We start from the raw sequence: 16282 nt of genomic DNA, 5'->3' as shown, positions 1-16282 counted from the left end.
TCATTATGAAATATTAATTTTAGTACAATCATATTTATAAAATTTTCGTAATGGGAAATCGAGGTGGAAAAATTTCAATTAAAACAAAATCATTATTTGTATCATTTGTGCTATTGTTCTTTTTTATTGTAGGTGCAACTAGTGCAGTTGATTTAAATAATGTTTCAAATACGGAAAATTTAAATTTAATGGCAGATGATGTTGATTCAATATCTGTCAGAGATAATTTAGAAGTTCCTATGGGGGATTCTATCTCACAAAATAATATGGTTGATTCTCATGAGAATTTTAGTAATTATTCTGATAATTCTAATTTAAGCAGTTATGAGAATAATTATGAGGATATTCATGCTTCTGATTTTATAGAAATTGATAATTCAAAAAAATCTAATTTATTATCTGTTTCTCTATCAGATAATTTGATTAGTGCTTCTTCTAAAATATCTGTTAAGGTAACTATGAGTGATACTCATTACTCAAAATCTGCTACATATTTCAGAGTGACTTTAAAGGATGTTAATGGAAAAGTAATAGCTAGTCAAAAGGTTTCTCTTAAAATTAATGGTGTTACTTATACAGCAACTACCAGTATAAACGGTATAGCAACAGTTAAGACTGCAGCGTTACCTGTTGGTTCATATAGCATTTATGTTAAATATGCAGGTAGTTCAAAGTATAATAGTCTCACAACCACTAAAAAAGTTAAAGTATTGTCATCCATTAGCCCAAATATTACTTCTTCATGCTATGGATATGTTTCTAAACACACTATAAAATTCTGGAAAAATAATAATGTTTTAGCAAAAACAAAAGTTTCCATTAAAATTGGTAGTGTAACATACACCAAGACAACAGATGAAAAAGGTATTGTATATTTATCTATTAATTTATATCCTGGAAAACATATTATTTCAATATCAAATCCAGCTTCTGGTGAAACTGTAGATGTTGAATACATTTCTCTAAAGGATAATACAACTATAAAGCCTAGTTTGTCCACTACTTACATTGAGCCTAATAAAAAATACTCATATAAGGTAACTTTAAAATCTAATCATGGTTTTTTACTCAGCAACAGGACTGTTGTATTCAATATTAATGATAAAGAGTATACTGTTAACACAGATTCTAAAGGGGTTGCTACTTTAACTATTCCTGGAATGGATATTGGAAAATATTCGATTAATTTTACCTTCGCTGGAGATAAACACTTTAGTGCATCTTCAGGATCTGGGAAAATAACTGTTAGAACTCCAACTACAAAATTTACATCTTCAACATTGAATATGGTTTATAAAGATGGACCAAAATTCAAAGTTAAACTTACAAAAAATGGTAAGGCACTAGCTAATAAGTATGTTAAGTTTGTATTCAATGGAAAAACATACACTGTAAAAACCACAGCATATGGTAATGCATATTTGAAGATTCCTGATTTAAAACCCGGAACATCTTCCATTAAATTTTATTATTTAACAAATGGTTATGCTGATTACTGCTATGGTTCAGATAAGGTTATAATCGCAAAACAAACTGTTACAATATCTGCTAATGATTTAGTGATGAAATACAGGGATGGGTCTTATTTCAAAGTTGTTGTTAAAACCAAATCTGGAACTCCTCTCAAAAATATAGGAGTTAAATTCACAGTTAAAGGTGTTAGCTACACAAAATACACTGACTTAAAAGGTGAAGCTAAGTTAAAAATAGGCCTTACATTTGGAGATTATCCGATTAGTGCAGTTGTAAGTAATGACTATTATAAATCTAGCACTGTTAAGAAACATATAATTGTTAAAGGAACCAAAATGACTGGTGAAAATATATATGTTTCAATTGGAAGTAAAGTTTCATATTCTGTTAAAGTAACTGATGCAAATAAAAAACCTGTTAAAAATGTTAAAATTACATTCAACATTAACGGTAATAAATATTCAGCCACATCTGACTTAAATGGTATAGCTAAAGTGAGTTTAGGTGTTTTATCCGGTGGAAATCATGTTATTAAATACTCTCAGGGTGTTTATACAGAATCTTCTACAATAACTGTCGTTAGTTCAGTAACTATTAATCAGATTATTGCTGCATCTCAAAATGTGAAATCTTACATCAATAAGAATTATAAATTGCCAGCTACAGTCAAAATTGGAAGTATAACTTACACAACCAATGAATATTTGTATTTAGCTTCTAAATCTATTGTAAATTTAAAAGCTAATAATAAATCACCAATTTCAATTAAACATGTTGGAGGTCCAAGTAGTCCGTCTTCAACTTACTCTTCAGGTAACTTAAAAGACTATCTTAGTGTTGCAAAAAATCTTATAAAGACTGCTGATGCAGAGGGTAAAGTTCCGAATGTTGTAAGTTCAGATGTTGGATCTATAGGTTATAAAAGTCTTGTTTATGCATTTTCACGTGTAATTTCATTTTATGATGATGAAAATGTAATGCCAGCATATGTAGAAATTAAACCGCTTCCTACTAAGGACAGCAGCTTAATGGCATATTTAGCAGCAACTGCTAACTGTCAAGTGAACAGTACTAAAATTAAGCTATTAGTTGATAAATTAACTAAAGACTTAACTAGTGAGAAATCTAAGGCAAAAGCAATATTTAACTATGTAAGAGATCATATCTCATATAGTTTTTATTATGACACTAAATATGGTGCTGTTGGTACTTTAGAGTCTGGAAATGGAAACTGTGTTGATCATGCTCACTTGCTTGCGGCAATGTTTAGAACAGCAGGACTTGCAACTAAATATGTCCATGGAACATGTACGTTTTCCAGTGGAAGTACTTATGGACATGTTTGGAATCAGGTTTTAATTGATGGTGTTTGGACTGTTGCAGATGCTACAAGTTCTAGAAACTCCTTAGGAACAATAGTTAACTGGAATACTGGCTCTTATTCATTACATGGATATTATGCAAGCCTTCCATTTTAACTATTTTTTATTTTTTCTTTTTTTATCTAACAATTTTTATAATAGTTTTGATAAATAGTTATTATAGCAAATTATTAGGACAATATTATGAACTCTAAGAAATATAATAAAGTAGCTGTTGGTGGAACTTTTGACAAATTTCATGATGGTCACAAAAAATTATTATCAACTGCTTTTGAATTAGGTAATCAAATTGAGATTGGTGTTACCTCTGATGCTTTTGGAGGATTAAAAGGCGACATTGATTCTTGTAAAACAAGGATGAGTAATTTAAATGCATTTTTTTCTGATAAATCCAATTTTGTTGTGATTCCATTAAATGATCCTTATGGAACTACAATTCATGATGAAGATTTCGATGCAATTGTTGTTAGTGAGGAAACTGAGCCTACTGCAGTTAAAATTAATGAAATTAGAGTTTCTAAAGGCATGAAGCCTCTTGATATTGTTGTAGTAAGTTTTGTGCTAGCATATGATGGCAATCCAATTTCTTCCACACGTATTAGAAGTGGGGAGATTAATCAAAACGGGAATGTCATTAAATAGTTTAAAAAATCGGTTTTAACCGATAACAATCTTAATTATTTTATGGGGTGAAAATATGCCAGTAAACATTGATGCTAATGTATGCGGACACATCCAAGATTGTCCAGTACAAGGATTATGTATTAAACTTTGTGAGCAAGGAGCAATCATAGAAAAAGATGGTGATGTATTTATCGTACCTGAAAACTGTGATGATTGTGACTTATGCATACAAAACTGTCCAAATCAAGCTATTTCTAAAGCATGAGGAATTTTATGTTTGATATTAAAAGAAACGGTGAAGAATTCCGTAATTTGTCATATGATGATAAAAATTGTGTTGGCTGTGGAATTTGTGCTGACGTTTGTCCTACTTCCTCTTTAAGGTTAGGGCCAATTGTTCCTATTGCACGTGGATTAATAGAAATGGATTTAATTTCTGTTAACAAAGATTCCTGTGTATTTTGTGGATTATGTTCAATAGCTTGTCCTTTTGATGCATTATCATTGACTGTTGACGGGGAGAATATTAAAGAAGTTGATTCTTATCCTTCCTGGAACAAAGATTCTAAAATCGATGATGAAGATTGTATGTATTGTGGAAAATGTTATAGGGCATGTCCAAGAGATTCCATTATTTTCAAAAGAAATCTTCCTAATGCTGTTGATTTAGTAAGGGGAGAAATCGAAATTAATGGGGATGATTGTATATATTGTTCTTTTTGTAGCGATATGTGTCCTGTTGGAGCAATTACAATTAAAAATATTCCAACATCATCTGTTGATAAATTAAACAATTCTATCGAAGTTGATACTTCAAAATGTATTTTCTGTGGTGTTTGTAAAAGAGTATGTCCAGAAGATGCAATTAAACAAATATGTTCAACCTGTATGTATGGAGATGAAATTAAAGTTCCTAAAATCACTGGAGAAACTATCATCTTGGAAAACTCATGTGTGTACTGCTCATGGTGTAGTGAAGTCTGTCCAGTTGATGCGGTTGATATAATTAAACCATTTGAAGGTAAATTGGAGTTAGTTGAAGAGGAAGAAAAAATCTGTAAAGGTGATTCCTGCCACGCATGTCTTGATGTTTGTCCATGTAGGGCTGTTACAATCGTTGATGGAAAATCCGTTACTGATTTGACATTTTGTAATTTATGTGGTGCCTGTGTAAAAGCATGTCCTCAAAACATTAGAATCTTAACTAGATCTAGTTTCAAATTAGAAAATATCAATTCCGAATCTTGGGATGAAATTTTAAATTCAACATTTATGGGAAAATAGAGAGATGAGCTCTCTATTTTATATTTTGTTTATCAAAAAATCTCTTTCTTTTTTTAATAAATTTTCCATATTTTTTTGTGTTTTTTCTGTTATATTCGTAATATATGTGGATATTAAGAGTACAACAACAATTATTCCTCCTATTATTAAAATTAGTTCTGCACTTCCCTGTCCTTTATTGTCTATTTTTTGTCTAAACATGTGTTCTGTTGTCAAGAATTGTATTCCTTACATCAATTATATCGTCTTTTGCCTTGAGGCTAACATCACTTGTTTCCATATATGATCTATAAATTGTTAGGGCAAGTAATGCTATTACAAGCACTCCTCCGAATAGTAAAATATATTCTGCAGCGCCTTGACCTGAATTTTCATTTATGAGTGAGTTGATATTTTGCATGTTTTTCACCAATTTTTAATTGGATTTTTTACTATATTAATATTACTATTTTATAAAAAAGTAATACTTATTGTAGTTTTGTTCTTTTTAAATTTTGGCGTTTTTTTCCATTAGGTTTATAAATAGTTATTTAGATAATATATAGTAGTTTAATAGAGTGATTAAAAATTTATAAGGGTGAAAACGTGGGAAATGCGATAAAATTAGTTTCAGGTTTTATTTTATTTGTAATTGGTGTCCTCATTTCTTATGAGACATATACATATAATTTAGTAGATATTTTATTAATAGTTGGTTTGTTGATTATAGTTATTGGAATGGTTCTAATAGCTAGTTATATCGTTGAATCCAATGTTGATAAAACTGCTAATAAAATTAAAGAGTTTTTAGATTCAAAAGAAGTTAATTCTGGATTTAACAGACAAAACACTTCACAGGGACCTTTAAGAGTTCGCCGTGAATATGATGATTATGATGAAATAGGGTATGATGATTTAGTTGTTGAAGAATTTTCAGATTCAACTCCTGGTGAGTACTATGGCAATTCAGATGATTCCAAATTAGTATTGAGGGGAGTTCCAAGAGAAGAAAAAGAAGTGGATTTAGATAAACCATTAGTTTTCACTCCTCAATATGGAAGACCATTAAAAGTAACTAGAGTTCCTAAAAAACGTCAAGCAGATTATTTTGAACAAGGTAGCGAAAGCGTTGAACCAATTGTTATTGAAACTGATAAATCTGAGGAAATCAAACGTGCATTAGAAGAACCAACTGAAGATGATCTCCCTTCCCCAAAATATGTTGCATCTGAAGTAACTGAACCTAGAGATATCAAGATTGACATTAATGATCCTGAAAAATTGCCTGTACCTAAATCCCTTAATAGTCATATCATTTCTGATGAAGAAGTTTTAACTTCACAAGAAGCATTTGATAAATTGGCTGTTCATATTAACAAAGAAGTCATGTTAGAAATTCCTTCTTTAAACAATTTATCTGATAGATTTTTATCTCATGTGCCTTCATCCTATTCAAGAATTATTATTGATGAATTTGATCCGTCTGATATGTCTTACATGTTCTTGATTTCATCTTTATTAAAACAGGGAGTACATATCAAAACAGTTCCTAAAGTTCATACAGTTAACTTGATTGCAGATGATTCTTATGCAATGATTATCTCTGCAGGTAATAATGATTTCGAATACGGTGCTATATATGATGATAGAGATTCTATTTCAACTATTCGCTCCAGTTTCGAAAAAACTTGGAGTATTGCATCTAATTTAGATGAATCTATTTTAGTACAATATGCAGGGGGTTCTGCTTAATGGAAATAAGATGGTTAGGTCACTCAGCTTTTGAAATTATTAGTGATGATGATGTTAAAATTTTAATTGATCCGTTTATTAGTAATAATCCGGCATGTCAAATTCCTGTTGAAGAAATAAATCCGGATATTATTTTACTCACTCATGGTCATTCTGATCATGTTGGTGATGCTTTAGAAATTTCTAATCGTACTAATGCACCTATTGCATGTATTCACGAAATCTCCTTATTCTTAGCTAAACAAGGAATTAGAAATATTGGAGTTAATATTGGTGGTTCATTTGTATACCACAATATTAAATTTACTATGCTTGAAGCAAAACACTCTTCAGCTATTGATATGGTTGAAGAAATTGTTCCTGGTGGAGAAGCAGCAGGATTTTTAATAACCTTTGAAGATGGAACTTCAATATATCACTGTGGTGATACTGGTTTATTTGGTGATATGAAAGATATTGTTGGATCTATTTATAAACCTGATGTGGTGTTAGTTCCAATTGGTGATAAATTTACTATGGGTCCTTTTGAAGCAGCATTAGCTTCTATGTGGATGAATCCAAAGGTAGTTATTCCAATGCATTACAATACATTCCCACCAATTGAACAAGATCCTGCAATTTTTGCTAATTTTGTAAGTCAGTTTAACCCTAACATTGATGTTGTGGTTATGAATCCTGAAGAATACTTTGAATATAATCCTGAAGATTATCAGGATTAATTTTTTTCATATTTTTTTCTTAGATGATATTCCTCATCGATATCACATTTTCCTGATGGCAATACTCTTATAATATCGTCAAGGGTTATTAAGTCATCTTCGTTTATTTTGTGCAATATTTTTTTAGCTATTGCTTCTTTTTTTGTAAATCCTGGTTTTAATACAACAAAATTATCACAGTGTGCTTCAAGAGCATCAACTGGTCCTGCCATTATTCTTTTTCCTTCATAATCAACAATTCCAATTCCAAGTCTTACTCTTGCACTTCTTATGTAATTTCTATGCCCTCTTATTACAAATGACCCTTTCTTCAAAAATTCACCTGATTCAGGTGTTTTTGTAACTTGGTCGGGATGGACCCAGTATACGTCCTGTGTTGTGAAACCCATTGACCAAGCAGATGAAAAGGATGCTGCAAACTCTCCAGATTCTTTAATGATATTTTCATTTAATTCTTCACCATTTAATTTTATAGAAACTGAACTTGCACCATGTATATCTGCATGCAAATATATGTCATTTGGGTCCAAATATTTCTTAACAATCAGTTCATTACTGTTTGCATCTCTTCCACCAACAACCAATGTGTTATCAGAGCTAATAAACCATCTGTGTTTTTCATACCATTTGAGATTCTTTTTGATTCTCTTTTTAGGTACTGAAACATTTTCCATAGCTATGTTTTTTTTGGACTTAATGTCTTCAAGTTGTTTTTTGGTATTTTCAATAGCTATTAGTGCACCTTTTGTTTTTCTTTTTGCCTTTTTAGCTTTTTCATAATAAATTTCAGCATTTTCAGGAATTGTTAATTTTGGATTAATATTAAATGAAGTATCTGATATGTTAAGTGTTAAAACTCCCATTTTATCAATTGATTCATAAATTTGAGCTTCAGCCATTCCATCTTTTTTAGCTTTTTTCAATATTTTTCCAATTTCCTTAAAGGAATAATCATTACTCCATGCATTGTTTACAACATTGATGATGTTTTCAATGGTCGGATAATTTGAATAGATAACCTCTCCTTTATGTTTACTTTCTTTGATGGTCTTTTCAAAGTTATCCAGTGTTTCTTGCTGTAAGTTTAATCTTTTTTCAAACTTCTTAACCTTCTTATTCCATGCTGCTTCTTTTACATTTTTTATGGTACTGTTTACCTTTTTGGAGTAAAATTCATCACATGCTTCGTTAAAGTCATTGTAAAAAGTTTTTTCAAAATCATCATATTTGATAAGATCCAATGGAACAACATCTTCTTTTGAATCTTTTTTAACGATTTGAGGTTTGATTGAACCATCTTTTAAGTTATCAAATAACTCCTGCATGCTGTTGTGAATTTCAGCTATTTGTTTATCGCTTAATTGTGAAGTAGGTGTATTTTTATCAATCTCAACAGTGTTATTTGCTCTTTGAATAATTTCTTCAGCATATAAACTTCCAAGTCCATTCATTGCAAGAGTTCTAACAGCATCACTATCAGCATTCTTGAATAATTCGCTTAATTCTTCTTTTGTAACTTCAATAGGATTTATTCCTCTTTCTTTAGGAAATACATATTCTCTTTTGGAACTGATATCTCTTTCACTTAACTGTTTTCTTTTTAGTGGTTGGATAATGTTGTTTTCATCATCTAAAAGAATAATGTTTCCTTTATCAAACAATTCAACAATTATTGTGTAATATTTATCTTTTTTAACTCTGATTTTAATTACACGATCAAAATTATGCTGTGTTATGCTTTCAACGTGAGCTCCTTTAATCCTTTTTCTTAAAAGCATAGGAAATGATGGTGGAGTAGTTGGATTTTCTAAAGGATACTGTGTAGTATGTATTCTTGAACCACATTGCATTACTAAATCAACTCTACCAGTTCCTGGAACGTGAAATCTCATTACTACTATGTCATTGGTAGGTTGAAAGGATTTATCTACTCTAGCACCGCTTAATAAATTATTTAATTCATCACTTACTGTATAAATGTCTACATTGGACATGGATTTCATTATTACACCTTTTTTATCAATACATTAATATATTATAAATTACCATAATTAAATTAATATATTTAATTTAATGGAGGATATAAATGGACATAACTATTAAAGTTACTGGAATTCATGTTGTTGTTGGTATTTTTGCCTCTCTTATTTCCGCTGCTTTGACTTTAGGTTGGTTCGGATTTAAAAATGATATTTTTGCATTTTTCATTGCTGTAATCATTTTATATTTCACAGGCCAAGCTTGTCAAAAAATGTTTGGGGATGAAATTTCTGGATTCTCCCAATGGTTAGGTGATGGTATTGTACCATTTTACTTTATATGGGTTATAGCTTACACTCTTTTTACAGTTTACTTATAAACCACCAAAGAATATCCATATAAATACAATTAATAATGCTGTAATGAATAAAACTGGAGCTATTATCTTACTTACTGCGACTACTGAACTGATTGTTGAAATCAATTCAGTTGAGTTTTTAGGTCCGAATGTATTAAGATTTACAATCTTTTCAGTTCCAGTTCCAACTTCTACTTTTTCTAAATCATTTATTGCTTCTTTGATACTTATTTTAACGTGTTCTATGATTTCTGCTCTTTTTGCAATTCCAATAGGATTGTATCCTCTGGAAAGTGTGTTAACAGTATGGGTATCAGTAGTCATTACTTCGATTTCATCTATTTCCAAATCACTTACTGCATCAATGATTTCTTGTCTAAATCCAATTTCCATGTTGTTGGAATCGAAAAGCACATATGCAGTTCTTTGATTGTCAACTTCAATAATCATTGTTTTAATACCACTGTCTCCAATTCCTTCCTGTTTTCCAAGTGGCTGCATAGAATCTTCATAACAACCTACTTTTATTTCATATCTTTCCTGATTTGGATTTATAGTATCAATAACATCAATTAACTGGAATACTTCAGAGTTTCCAGGTAAAATTTCCCCACTTTCTGCTGTAAATGAGTTGTGACAGTCTACAATCACAGAATCTTTAACATTACAGTGGCTTCTACTTTGTGCCATCATTGTCAATCCAACACCAAATTCAATATCATCAACTGCTTCGGGTGCAAAAGTGGATAAAATAACCATTCCGTCATTAAACATTTGTACACCAATATTTGCTTTTTCAGCAGTGTATCTTACAAATTTACTAGCATTTGGTGCGTATTCAACTTTTTGCAATCCTCTTCTTACAGAATCTTCCACTTTATCAATTTCTGAAACTGCAATTGGATTGAAATCGTGTGTAGATGGACCGTGAGCCACCATTGTGAAATGATCAAATTTGTTTGCTAAGATTGTTGGCATATTTGATCCACCAAGATCACCTAAAGGTCCTGGGTGCACGGATGGAGAGATGAACAATGCTTTAATTCCCTGTTCTGTTTTAAAACTGACAAAAGTAACTATTGTATCAATAGCTTCACTCATGTTTTCAAATAATCCTTCTAGGGAATTTGATCCTTCGTTCATGTGTGCGATAAATAAACTTAATAAATCTAAAACACCAATTCCAAGATTTTTATTAAATGGGGATGCAATAACACTAATGAATGCATATATTGCCATAACAAAGATAATTGCAGCAATAAGTGCTTTTACTGTAATTTGTATAATTGCAGGGCCTAAAAAACTGGTGTCAATAAATAAAAATGTGAGGATAGTATACATTGTTAATATGAGTACAGGCTGAATAAATCCAGTAATTGCAGCAGTTATGAATCTTACTTTGGAAGTAGTCCAAAATACCAATGTATTAAAACCGTAGATTAAAACACATGCAAATAGCATGGAGTTTAAGTAAATGTCAATATTGAATATGTGGGAGATTACTCCGCCTGCAACAATAATTACTCCAAGGATAGTCATTGAGAGTACAGATAAAAACATTGAGTGTTTTATTTTTAAGTTTATTCCATGAACAACACTGATTGTTTGCTGATTAAGAGCTCCACTCATAATTGAAGGAATTCCGTATACAATTAAACCGAAAATTCCTCCCAAAATAATATCTTCGATAAATCCAACTGCTGTTGAAGAATCGATTAGATTGTATAAACCTCCAATAAGGAAACTTATAATTAACATTCCACAAATTGAAAATTTAGTTTTTGGTAAGGTTGTTATATATTTGGATAAACCTGCTACACTACTCATACTTGACATAAATTTTCCTCTTTTTTATTTTTACCCATTAAATTTATTTAATCTAAAAATTTTATATAAATATAATTATAGTTTTTTATAATATAATATTTATTACTAATTAAAGGTGAATTGATGGAAAGAAAATTGAATGTTCCAATTAAAGATGAAGATTTAAGTGAATTGAAAGCAGGTGATGTAGTATACTTAACAGGTAATATTTATACTGCAAGAGATCAAGCTCACAAAAGAATTCTTGAAGAAGGCGCTCCTGTAGATATTGAAGGTGCAGTATTGTTCCACGCAGGTCCTATTGTTACAAAAGATGACGATGGAAATTACAAAATGGTTGCTGTTGGACCTACCACTTCAATGAGAATGAATCCATACCAAAGTGATGTCTTAGACTTAGGTGCTAAAATCGTCATTGGTAAAGGAGGTATGGATGACAGCGTAAGAGAAGCATTAGTTAGAAATGAAGCTCTTTATGTTGTTGCAACAGGTGGATGTGCAGCATTATATGTTGATGCAGTTGAGGAAATTGAAAGTGTGGACTGGTTGGACTTAGGAATGCCTGAAGCAATGTGGAACTTAAAGGTTAAAGACTTTGGACCACTTATAGTTGCTATGGATAGTAACGGTAACAGTCTATATGACTAAAAAGGAATACTTATATATTATTTAGTTTCATACTAACTATATTAAAATTAAAAATTAGGGTTGTAATATTATGGCAGATATTAATGAACTCGCAGAAAAGAAATTAAAATCAAGGATGGCAAAAATTAGAAAATCTAACAGAGAACCTGAAGAAAAAGCAAAATTTTCAGAAAAATTAGGTGTCTCTTTTGATGTAGAATTCCATAACAAAAAACCGGATGAACTTGCAGATGGTATTAACTTCTTTACCACTCCTGAAGGTAAAGTTTTATTTGCAGAATACTACTATGGAATTCCAGAAAAACAAGAATACACTCAAATTCCTATTGATGAGAAAAAATTAAAATCAATTTTGGAATTCTTTGAAGATTACAAATTAGAATTGGATGACTCTGATTAAATGATAATTAATAACTCTTTAGATGAAGTTAAAAAAAGAGAAAATGCTCTTTCTATCATCAAAAATCATGTAGAAACAAATGGCAGATCTTCTTTATTTGACCTTACTGGATTAGCAGGAGGATTCATTGCTTCTGAGGCTGAAATCAGTCTTTTAGAAACTTATGTTGGTCCAGCTATTTTTGAAGATGCTATTCAGGAAGTTGGAAAAGAACATATGGGTGGAGACAAAGTTCTTGCTGTTAACAGAACTTCTTCAGGAATCCTTGCTACAATATTATCTTTAGTTAGCGAAGGTTCAAATGTTGTCCATTATCTTGCTGAGTTGCCAGCTCACCCATCAATTCCAAGAAGCTGTAAGTTAGTTGGTGCTGAATACTTTGAAACTGATGTTTTTGAAGAGTTTACTATACCTGATAACACTTCATTAGTTGTTGTTACTGGTTCTACAATGGATCATAAGGTAATTGATGAAGATGAATTCAGACAAGTTATTGAAATGGCTCATGCTAAAAACATTCCTGTTATGGTTGATGATGCATCCGGTGCAAGACTCAGAACCGTTGTTTACAATCAACCTAAAGCTTGTGATTTAGGTGCAGATATTTCTATTACAAGTACTGATAAGCTAATGGCAGGTCCTAGAGGAGGATTAATGGCAGGGCGTGAAGATTTAATTGATGAGATTAAAATCAAAGTAAATCAGTTTGGTCTTGAAGCTCAACCACCAGCAGTTCTTGCAATGGTAAATGGTATTAAAAACTTCAAAGAGGAAAATCTGATTAAAAGTTTCACTAAAAAAGATGAATTGTATGAATTATTGTGTGAAAACTTCTCTAATTTTGTAAAATCACCTACAGGTGTTATGATTTATCCTGAAGGTTTAAGCAAGGAAGTTAGTGTTTCACATAATTTATCTGATGATGATTTGGCATATGTGTTCTCATTTATTTTATTAAGAGATTATGGAATAATTACAATTCCACCAGTTTCAATGCCTGGTGCATCTGCTACAATAAGATTTGAATTATCATCAAGTGATGCAATTAATTTAGATTTAAAAGATTTAATTAAAAAAATAGAAGCTTCATTTGAAAAATTACAAGATGTAGTTTCAAATGAAGAAAAATGTAAGGAGATTGTATTTACTTTTTAATATTACATTCTCCAGAAATTACTTTTTCTAAGGTTCCGTCAATTTTTTCAATGACAAGTGCGCCTTCTTTACTAATACCTAATACGTATCCATCATAACATTTGTTGAATGGTTCTTTAACTTCCACAATTTTTCCAATTGAGTAGGAACGTTTTCTCCATTCTTTTAAGATTTCTTCGTATCCTTCTTGGTCGAAAAGCTCACCAATTTTTTCAAATTCTTCTAAGAAGATTCTAATTAGTTCATGTTCGTCAACTTTTCTTCCAAGTTCTTTTTCTAAAGCAGTACTGTAGTCTTTAATTTCTTCAGGGAAAGTTTCAATATCTACATTAGCATCAATACCTACACCGATAATGACATTTTCGATAGTATTGAATTTTGCAACTGCTTCGGTTAAGATTCCACAGACTTTTTTATCATTGATAATAATATCATTTGGCCATTTGATTTCAGGATTTTTGATTCCTATTTTTTCAAGTGTTTTTGCAACAGCAACACCTGTAGCCAATGTTATTAAAGGAAGTTTGGAGTGGTCCACATGGGGATTTAAAACTATAGATAACCATGCACCACCTAATGGGGAGTTCCATACTTTTCCAGATCTTCCTCTTGCAGCAGTCTGTTTTTCAGAAATTATAACACTTCCATCTGCAATTCCGTTTGCAGATAAGAATTTAGCTATATTGTTTGTTGATTGAACTTCGTGGAATACATATAAGTTTTTACCAATATATTTTGTGTTTAAGTTTTCAGCAATTTTATCTGCTTTAATATATTCGGTTTCTTGTTTTCCAATTTCTTCAACAATGGATTTAAAGTCGTTAATATCAACTTGTTTTAGTTCGTCAATGGTTTTTTCAGAAATTTTGTTTTCCTTTGTTAACAAGTTTACGATTTCTTCTTTCATTATTAAATCCCCAGTTTATTTCTTTTGTAAGAATTGGTTTTTACTCATGTTTTGATAAGATCCAACAGCAGCAGAAATTGCAGCTATTTTTTTACCAGGCATAAATGTTGATTTTAATTTGTTTACGTATTCTAAGTCTTCAGCAATAACATTTTCCATTTCAGCTTCAATACCTTTCTTGTAGGTATCAATGAAGTGTGTGTTTAAGTCTCCTGAAATAAAGTTAGGATTTCTTAAAATAGCTTTATGGAATGGGATTGTAGTTTTAACACCTAAAATGATGTATTCACTTAATGCTCTTTTCATTCTGTTCATTGCATCATTTCTGTCTCTTCCATAAGTGATTAATTTTGAAATCATTGAATCATAAAATGTTGGAATAGTATAATTCATGTATACTCCACTGTCTAAACGTACACCAGGACCTCCAGGAGATCTGTATCCAGTAATTTTACCAGGGTTTGGTGCAAAGTCGTTAAGTGGGTCTTCAGCATTAATACGACATTCAATTGCGTGTCCTGTTACTTTAATGTCTTTTTGCTCATAGCTTAATTCATCACCATTTGCAATTAAGATTTGTTGTTTGATTAAATCAGTGTTAGTAACAAGTTCGGTAATAGGGTGTTCTACTTGAATACGTGTGTTCATTTCAAGGAAGTAGTATTGTCCGTTGTCATATAAGAACTCTACAGTACCTGCACTTGTGTATCCAATATATTCTGCTGCTTTTACTGCACTTCCACCCATTTCTTCTCTTAACTCTTCAGTCATAATTGGGGAAGGTGCTTCTTCTAAAAGCTTTTGATGTCTTCTTTGGATAGAACATTCACGATCACCTACGTGAATTACATTTCCGTGCTCATCAGCTAAGAGCTGGAATTCAATGTGACGTGGTTTTTCAAGGTATTTTTCAATAAATACAGTTGGATCACCGAAGTTGGTTGATGCAACAGACTGGGTAGATTCAATTGCACGTACAAGTTCACCTTCTTCGTAAACTGCACGCATTCCAATACCTCCACCACCAGCGGATGCTTTAACAATTACAGGGTATCCTATTTGGCGAGCAATGTCTTTTGCTTCTTCAATATCAGTAATACCTTCAGGTGTTCCTTCAATAACTGGAACTCCTGCTTTTTTCATAAGTGCTTTGGAAGTAATTTTGTCTCCCATTTTGTTAATGATATCTCCACTTGGTCCGATGAGTTTGATTCCATTTTTCTCACATTCTTCACCGAATTTAGGATTTTCTGCTAAAAATCCGTATCCTGGGTGAATTGCATCAGCACCAGATTCAATTGCGATATCTATAATTTTTTCAATATTTAAGTAAGATTTTGCAGGTGAAGGGTTTCCTAATGGATAGCTTTCATCCGCATAATTTGTATAAAGAGAAGTTTTGTCTGCATCAGAGTAAATTGATACACTTTTGATATCAAGTTCGCGACAAGCACGCATAACTCTAATTGCGATTTCTCCTCTATTTGCAACTAATACTTTTTCGAACATTTGAAACCTCAAAGTAATTTTTCATTAATAATATAATTATTATATTATATAATATATTAAATATTTGATTTATGTAATGAATTGAATTGTATTCGATTTTTTTTCAAAAACTTTTTTTATTGGATTTTATTTACAAAAAACAATACCTTTATATACTGTTTCATACATATTTTATATTAATATATTCTCTGAGTATAAAAAAGTTGGTAGCATAAAAAGAAGCTACGGATATTATAACTGATATAATATCTTGTAAATGTGTAAAATTAATTAGTAGTATATAAA

16 protein-coding genes are annotated in these 16282 nt (G+C 31.1%); 10 read left to right on the top strand and 6 right to left on the bottom strand.

The genetic code is table 11. The annotated features are described in order from the left end of the window. Positions 1–50: 50 nt before the first annotated feature. The 4 genes from PUD86_01910 (at position 51) to PUD86_01895 (ending at position 4763) form a co-directional block, all read left to right on the top strand. The gene (locus PUD86_01910) at positions 51–2951 is read left to right on the top strand and encodes an Ig-like domain repeat protein (protein ID MDD6776041.1); all 2901 of its coding nucleotides are present in this window, start codon (positions 51–53) and stop codon (positions 2949–2951) included. An 87-nt stretch (positions 2952–3038) separates the two neighbouring features. Further along, positions 3039–3497: a phosphopantetheine adenylyltransferase gene (locus PUD86_01905; protein MDD6776040.1), complete on the top strand. Its 459-nt coding sequence runs from the start codon at positions 3039–3041 to the stop codon at positions 3495–3497. A 55-nt stretch (positions 3498–3552) separates the two neighbouring features. Next, positions 3553–3744 carry a 4Fe-4S binding protein gene (locus PUD86_01900; protein MDD6776039.1) on the top strand — a complete coding sequence of 64 codons (192 nt, stop codon included), beginning with the start codon at positions 3553–3555 and terminating at the stop codon, positions 3742–3744. Between the two features lie 8 nt (positions 3745–3752). Beyond that, entirely contained in the window at positions 3753–4763 is a 1011-nt protein-coding gene (locus PUD86_01895; protein MDD6776038.1) for a 4Fe-4S binding protein, read from the top strand. 18 nt (positions 4764–4781) lie between these two features. Here the strand turns inward: PUD86_01895 and PUD86_01890 are convergent, their stop codons facing one another. Further along, positions 4782–4964, bottom strand: a complete 183-nt coding sequence (locus PUD86_01890) for a class III signal peptide-containing protein (protein ID MDD6776037.1) — start codon at positions 4962–4964, stop codon at positions 4782–4784. Next, the gene (locus tag PUD86_01885) at positions 4957–5163 is read right to left on the bottom strand and encodes a class III signal peptide-containing protein (GenBank protein ID MDD6776036.1); all 207 of its coding nucleotides are present in this window, start codon (positions 5161–5163) and stop codon (positions 4957–4959) included. Before PUD86_01885 ends, PUD86_01890 begins: the two co-directional genes overlap by 8 nt. A gap of 185 nt (positions 5164–5348) precedes the next feature. Between PUD86_01885 and PUD86_01880 the strand changes: the two genes are divergently transcribed. After that, the gene (locus PUD86_01880; protein ID MDD6776035.1) at positions 5349–6494 is read left to right on the top strand and encodes a hypothetical protein; all 1146 of its coding nucleotides are present in this window, start codon (positions 5349–5351) and stop codon (positions 6492–6494) included. After that, positions 6494–7213, top strand: a complete 720-nt coding sequence (locus PUD86_01875; protein MDD6776034.1) for a metal-dependent hydrolase — start codon at positions 6494–6496, stop codon at positions 7211–7213. Before PUD86_01880 ends, PUD86_01875 begins: the two co-directional genes overlap by 1 nt. On the opposite strand, the gene rqcH is transcribed toward PUD86_01875, so the two are convergent. Next, a complete protein-coding gene (gene rqcH, locus PUD86_01870; GenBank protein MDD6776033.1) occupies positions 7210–9216 on the bottom strand; it encodes a ribosome rescue protein RqcH in 2007 nt (668 codons plus the stop codon). The two genes, PUD86_01875 and rqcH, sit on opposite strands and share 4 nt — an antisense overlap. An 83-nt stretch (positions 9217–9299) precedes the next feature. On the opposite strand from rqcH, the gene PUD86_01865 reads away from it, so the two are divergent. Beyond that, positions 9300–9572 carry a DUF5379 family protein gene (locus tag PUD86_01865; protein MDD6776032.1) on the top strand — a complete coding sequence of 91 codons (273 nt, stop codon included), beginning with the start codon at positions 9300–9302 and terminating at the stop codon, positions 9570–9572. Here PUD86_01865 and PUD86_01860 read toward each other — a convergent pair. After that, the gene (locus PUD86_01860) at positions 9567–11387 is read right to left on the bottom strand and encodes a DUF2070 family protein (GenBank protein ID MDD6776031.1); all 1821 of its coding nucleotides are present in this window, start codon (positions 11385–11387) and stop codon (positions 9567–9569) included. The genes PUD86_01865 and PUD86_01860 overlap by 6 nt on opposite strands. 114 nt (positions 11388–11501) lie before the next feature. Here PUD86_01860 and PUD86_01855 point away from each other — a divergent pair, with 114 nt between their 5' ends. From PUD86_01855 to PUD86_01845, 3 genes are all read left to right on the top strand, one after another. Continuing rightward, positions 11502–12026, top strand: coding sequence for a FumA C-terminus/TtdB family hydratase beta subunit (locus tag PUD86_01855; protein ID MDD6776030.1), 525 nt, complete (start codon positions 11502–11504; stop codon positions 12024–12026). 70 nt (positions 12027–12096) lie between these two features. Then, entirely contained in the window at positions 12097–12426 is a 330-nt protein-coding gene (locus PUD86_01850; protein MDD6776029.1) for a hypothetical protein, read from the top strand. After that, the gene (locus PUD86_01845) at positions 12427–13581 is read left to right on the top strand and encodes a TIGR03576 family pyridoxal phosphate-dependent enzyme (GenBank protein MDD6776028.1); all 1155 of its coding nucleotides are present in this window, start codon (positions 12427–12429) and stop codon (positions 13579–13581) included. On the opposite strand, the gene PUD86_01840 is transcribed toward PUD86_01845, so the two are convergent. Together PUD86_01840 and PUD86_01835 are read right to left on the bottom strand one after the other, a co-directional pair. Continuing rightward, positions 13571–14488: a biotin--[acetyl-CoA-carboxylase] ligase gene (locus PUD86_01840; GenBank protein ID MDD6776027.1), complete on the bottom strand. Its 918-nt coding sequence runs from the start codon at positions 14486–14488 to the stop codon at positions 13571–13573. The two genes, PUD86_01845 and PUD86_01840, sit on opposite strands and share 11 nt — an antisense overlap. Positions 14489–14503: 15 nt before the next feature. Beyond that, entirely contained in the window at positions 14504–15997 is a 1494-nt protein-coding gene (locus PUD86_01835; GenBank protein MDD6776026.1) for an acetyl-CoA carboxylase biotin carboxylase subunit, read from the bottom strand. Positions 15998–16282: the final 285 nt, after the last annotated feature.

The sequence above is a fragment of the Methanobacteriaceae archaeon genome, from assembly GCA_029219465.1.
Taxonomy (GTDB): Archaea; Methanobacteriota; Methanobacteria; order Methanobacteriales; family Methanobacteriaceae; genus Methanocatella.
The sequence above is the reverse complement of the archived record's forward strand: the minus strand, read 5'-3'. Positions and strand labels throughout refer to the sequence as shown.

Coding starts and splice junctions, on each gene's coding strand:
- PUD86_01910 (MDD6776041.1), top strand. CDS start 51: ATGGGAAATCGAGGTGGAAAAATTTCAATTAAAACAAAATCATTATTT.
- PUD86_01905 (MDD6776040.1), top strand. CDS start 3,039: ATGAACTCTAAGAAATATAATAAAGTAGCTGTTGGTGGAACTTTTGAC.
- PUD86_01900 (MDD6776039.1), top strand. CDS start 3,553: ATGCCAGTAAACATTGATGCTAATGTATGCGGACACATCCAAGATTGT.
- PUD86_01895 (MDD6776038.1), top strand. CDS start 3,753: ATGTTTGATATTAAAAGAAACGGTGAAGAATTCCGTAATTTGTCATAT.
- PUD86_01890 (MDD6776037.1), bottom strand. CDS start 4,964: ATGTTTAGACAAAAAATAGACAATAAAGGACAGGGAAGTGCAGAACTA.
- PUD86_01885 (MDD6776036.1), bottom strand. CDS start 5,163: ATGCAAAATATCAACTCACTCATAAATGAAAATTCAGGTCAAGGCGCT.
- PUD86_01875 (MDD6776034.1), top strand. CDS start 6,494: ATGGAAATAAGATGGTTAGGTCACTCAGCTTTTGAAATTATTAGTGAT.
- rqcH (MDD6776033.1), bottom strand. CDS start 9,216: ATGAAATCCATGTCCAATGTAGACATTTATACAGTAAGTGATGAATTA.
- PUD86_01865 (MDD6776032.1), top strand. CDS start 9,300: ATGGACATAACTATTAAAGTTACTGGAATTCATGTTGTTGTTGGTATT.
- PUD86_01860 (MDD6776031.1), bottom strand. CDS start 11,387: ATGTCAAGTATGAGTAGTGTAGCAGGTTTATCCAAATATATAACAACC.
- PUD86_01855 (MDD6776030.1), top strand. CDS start 11,502: ATGGAAAGAAAATTGAATGTTCCAATTAAAGATGAAGATTTAAGTGAA.
- PUD86_01850 (MDD6776029.1), top strand. CDS start 12,097: ATGGCAGATATTAATGAACTCGCAGAAAAGAAATTAAAATCAAGGATG.
- PUD86_01845 (MDD6776028.1), top strand. CDS start 12,427: ATGATAATTAATAACTCTTTAGATGAAGTTAAAAAAAGAGAAAATGCT.
- PUD86_01840 (MDD6776027.1), bottom strand. CDS start 14,488: ATGAAAGAAGAAATCGTAAACTTGTTAACAAAGGAAAACAAAATTTCT.
- PUD86_01835 (MDD6776026.1), bottom strand. CDS start 15,997: ATGTTCGAAAAAGTATTAGTTGCAAATAGAGGAGAAATCGCAATTAGA.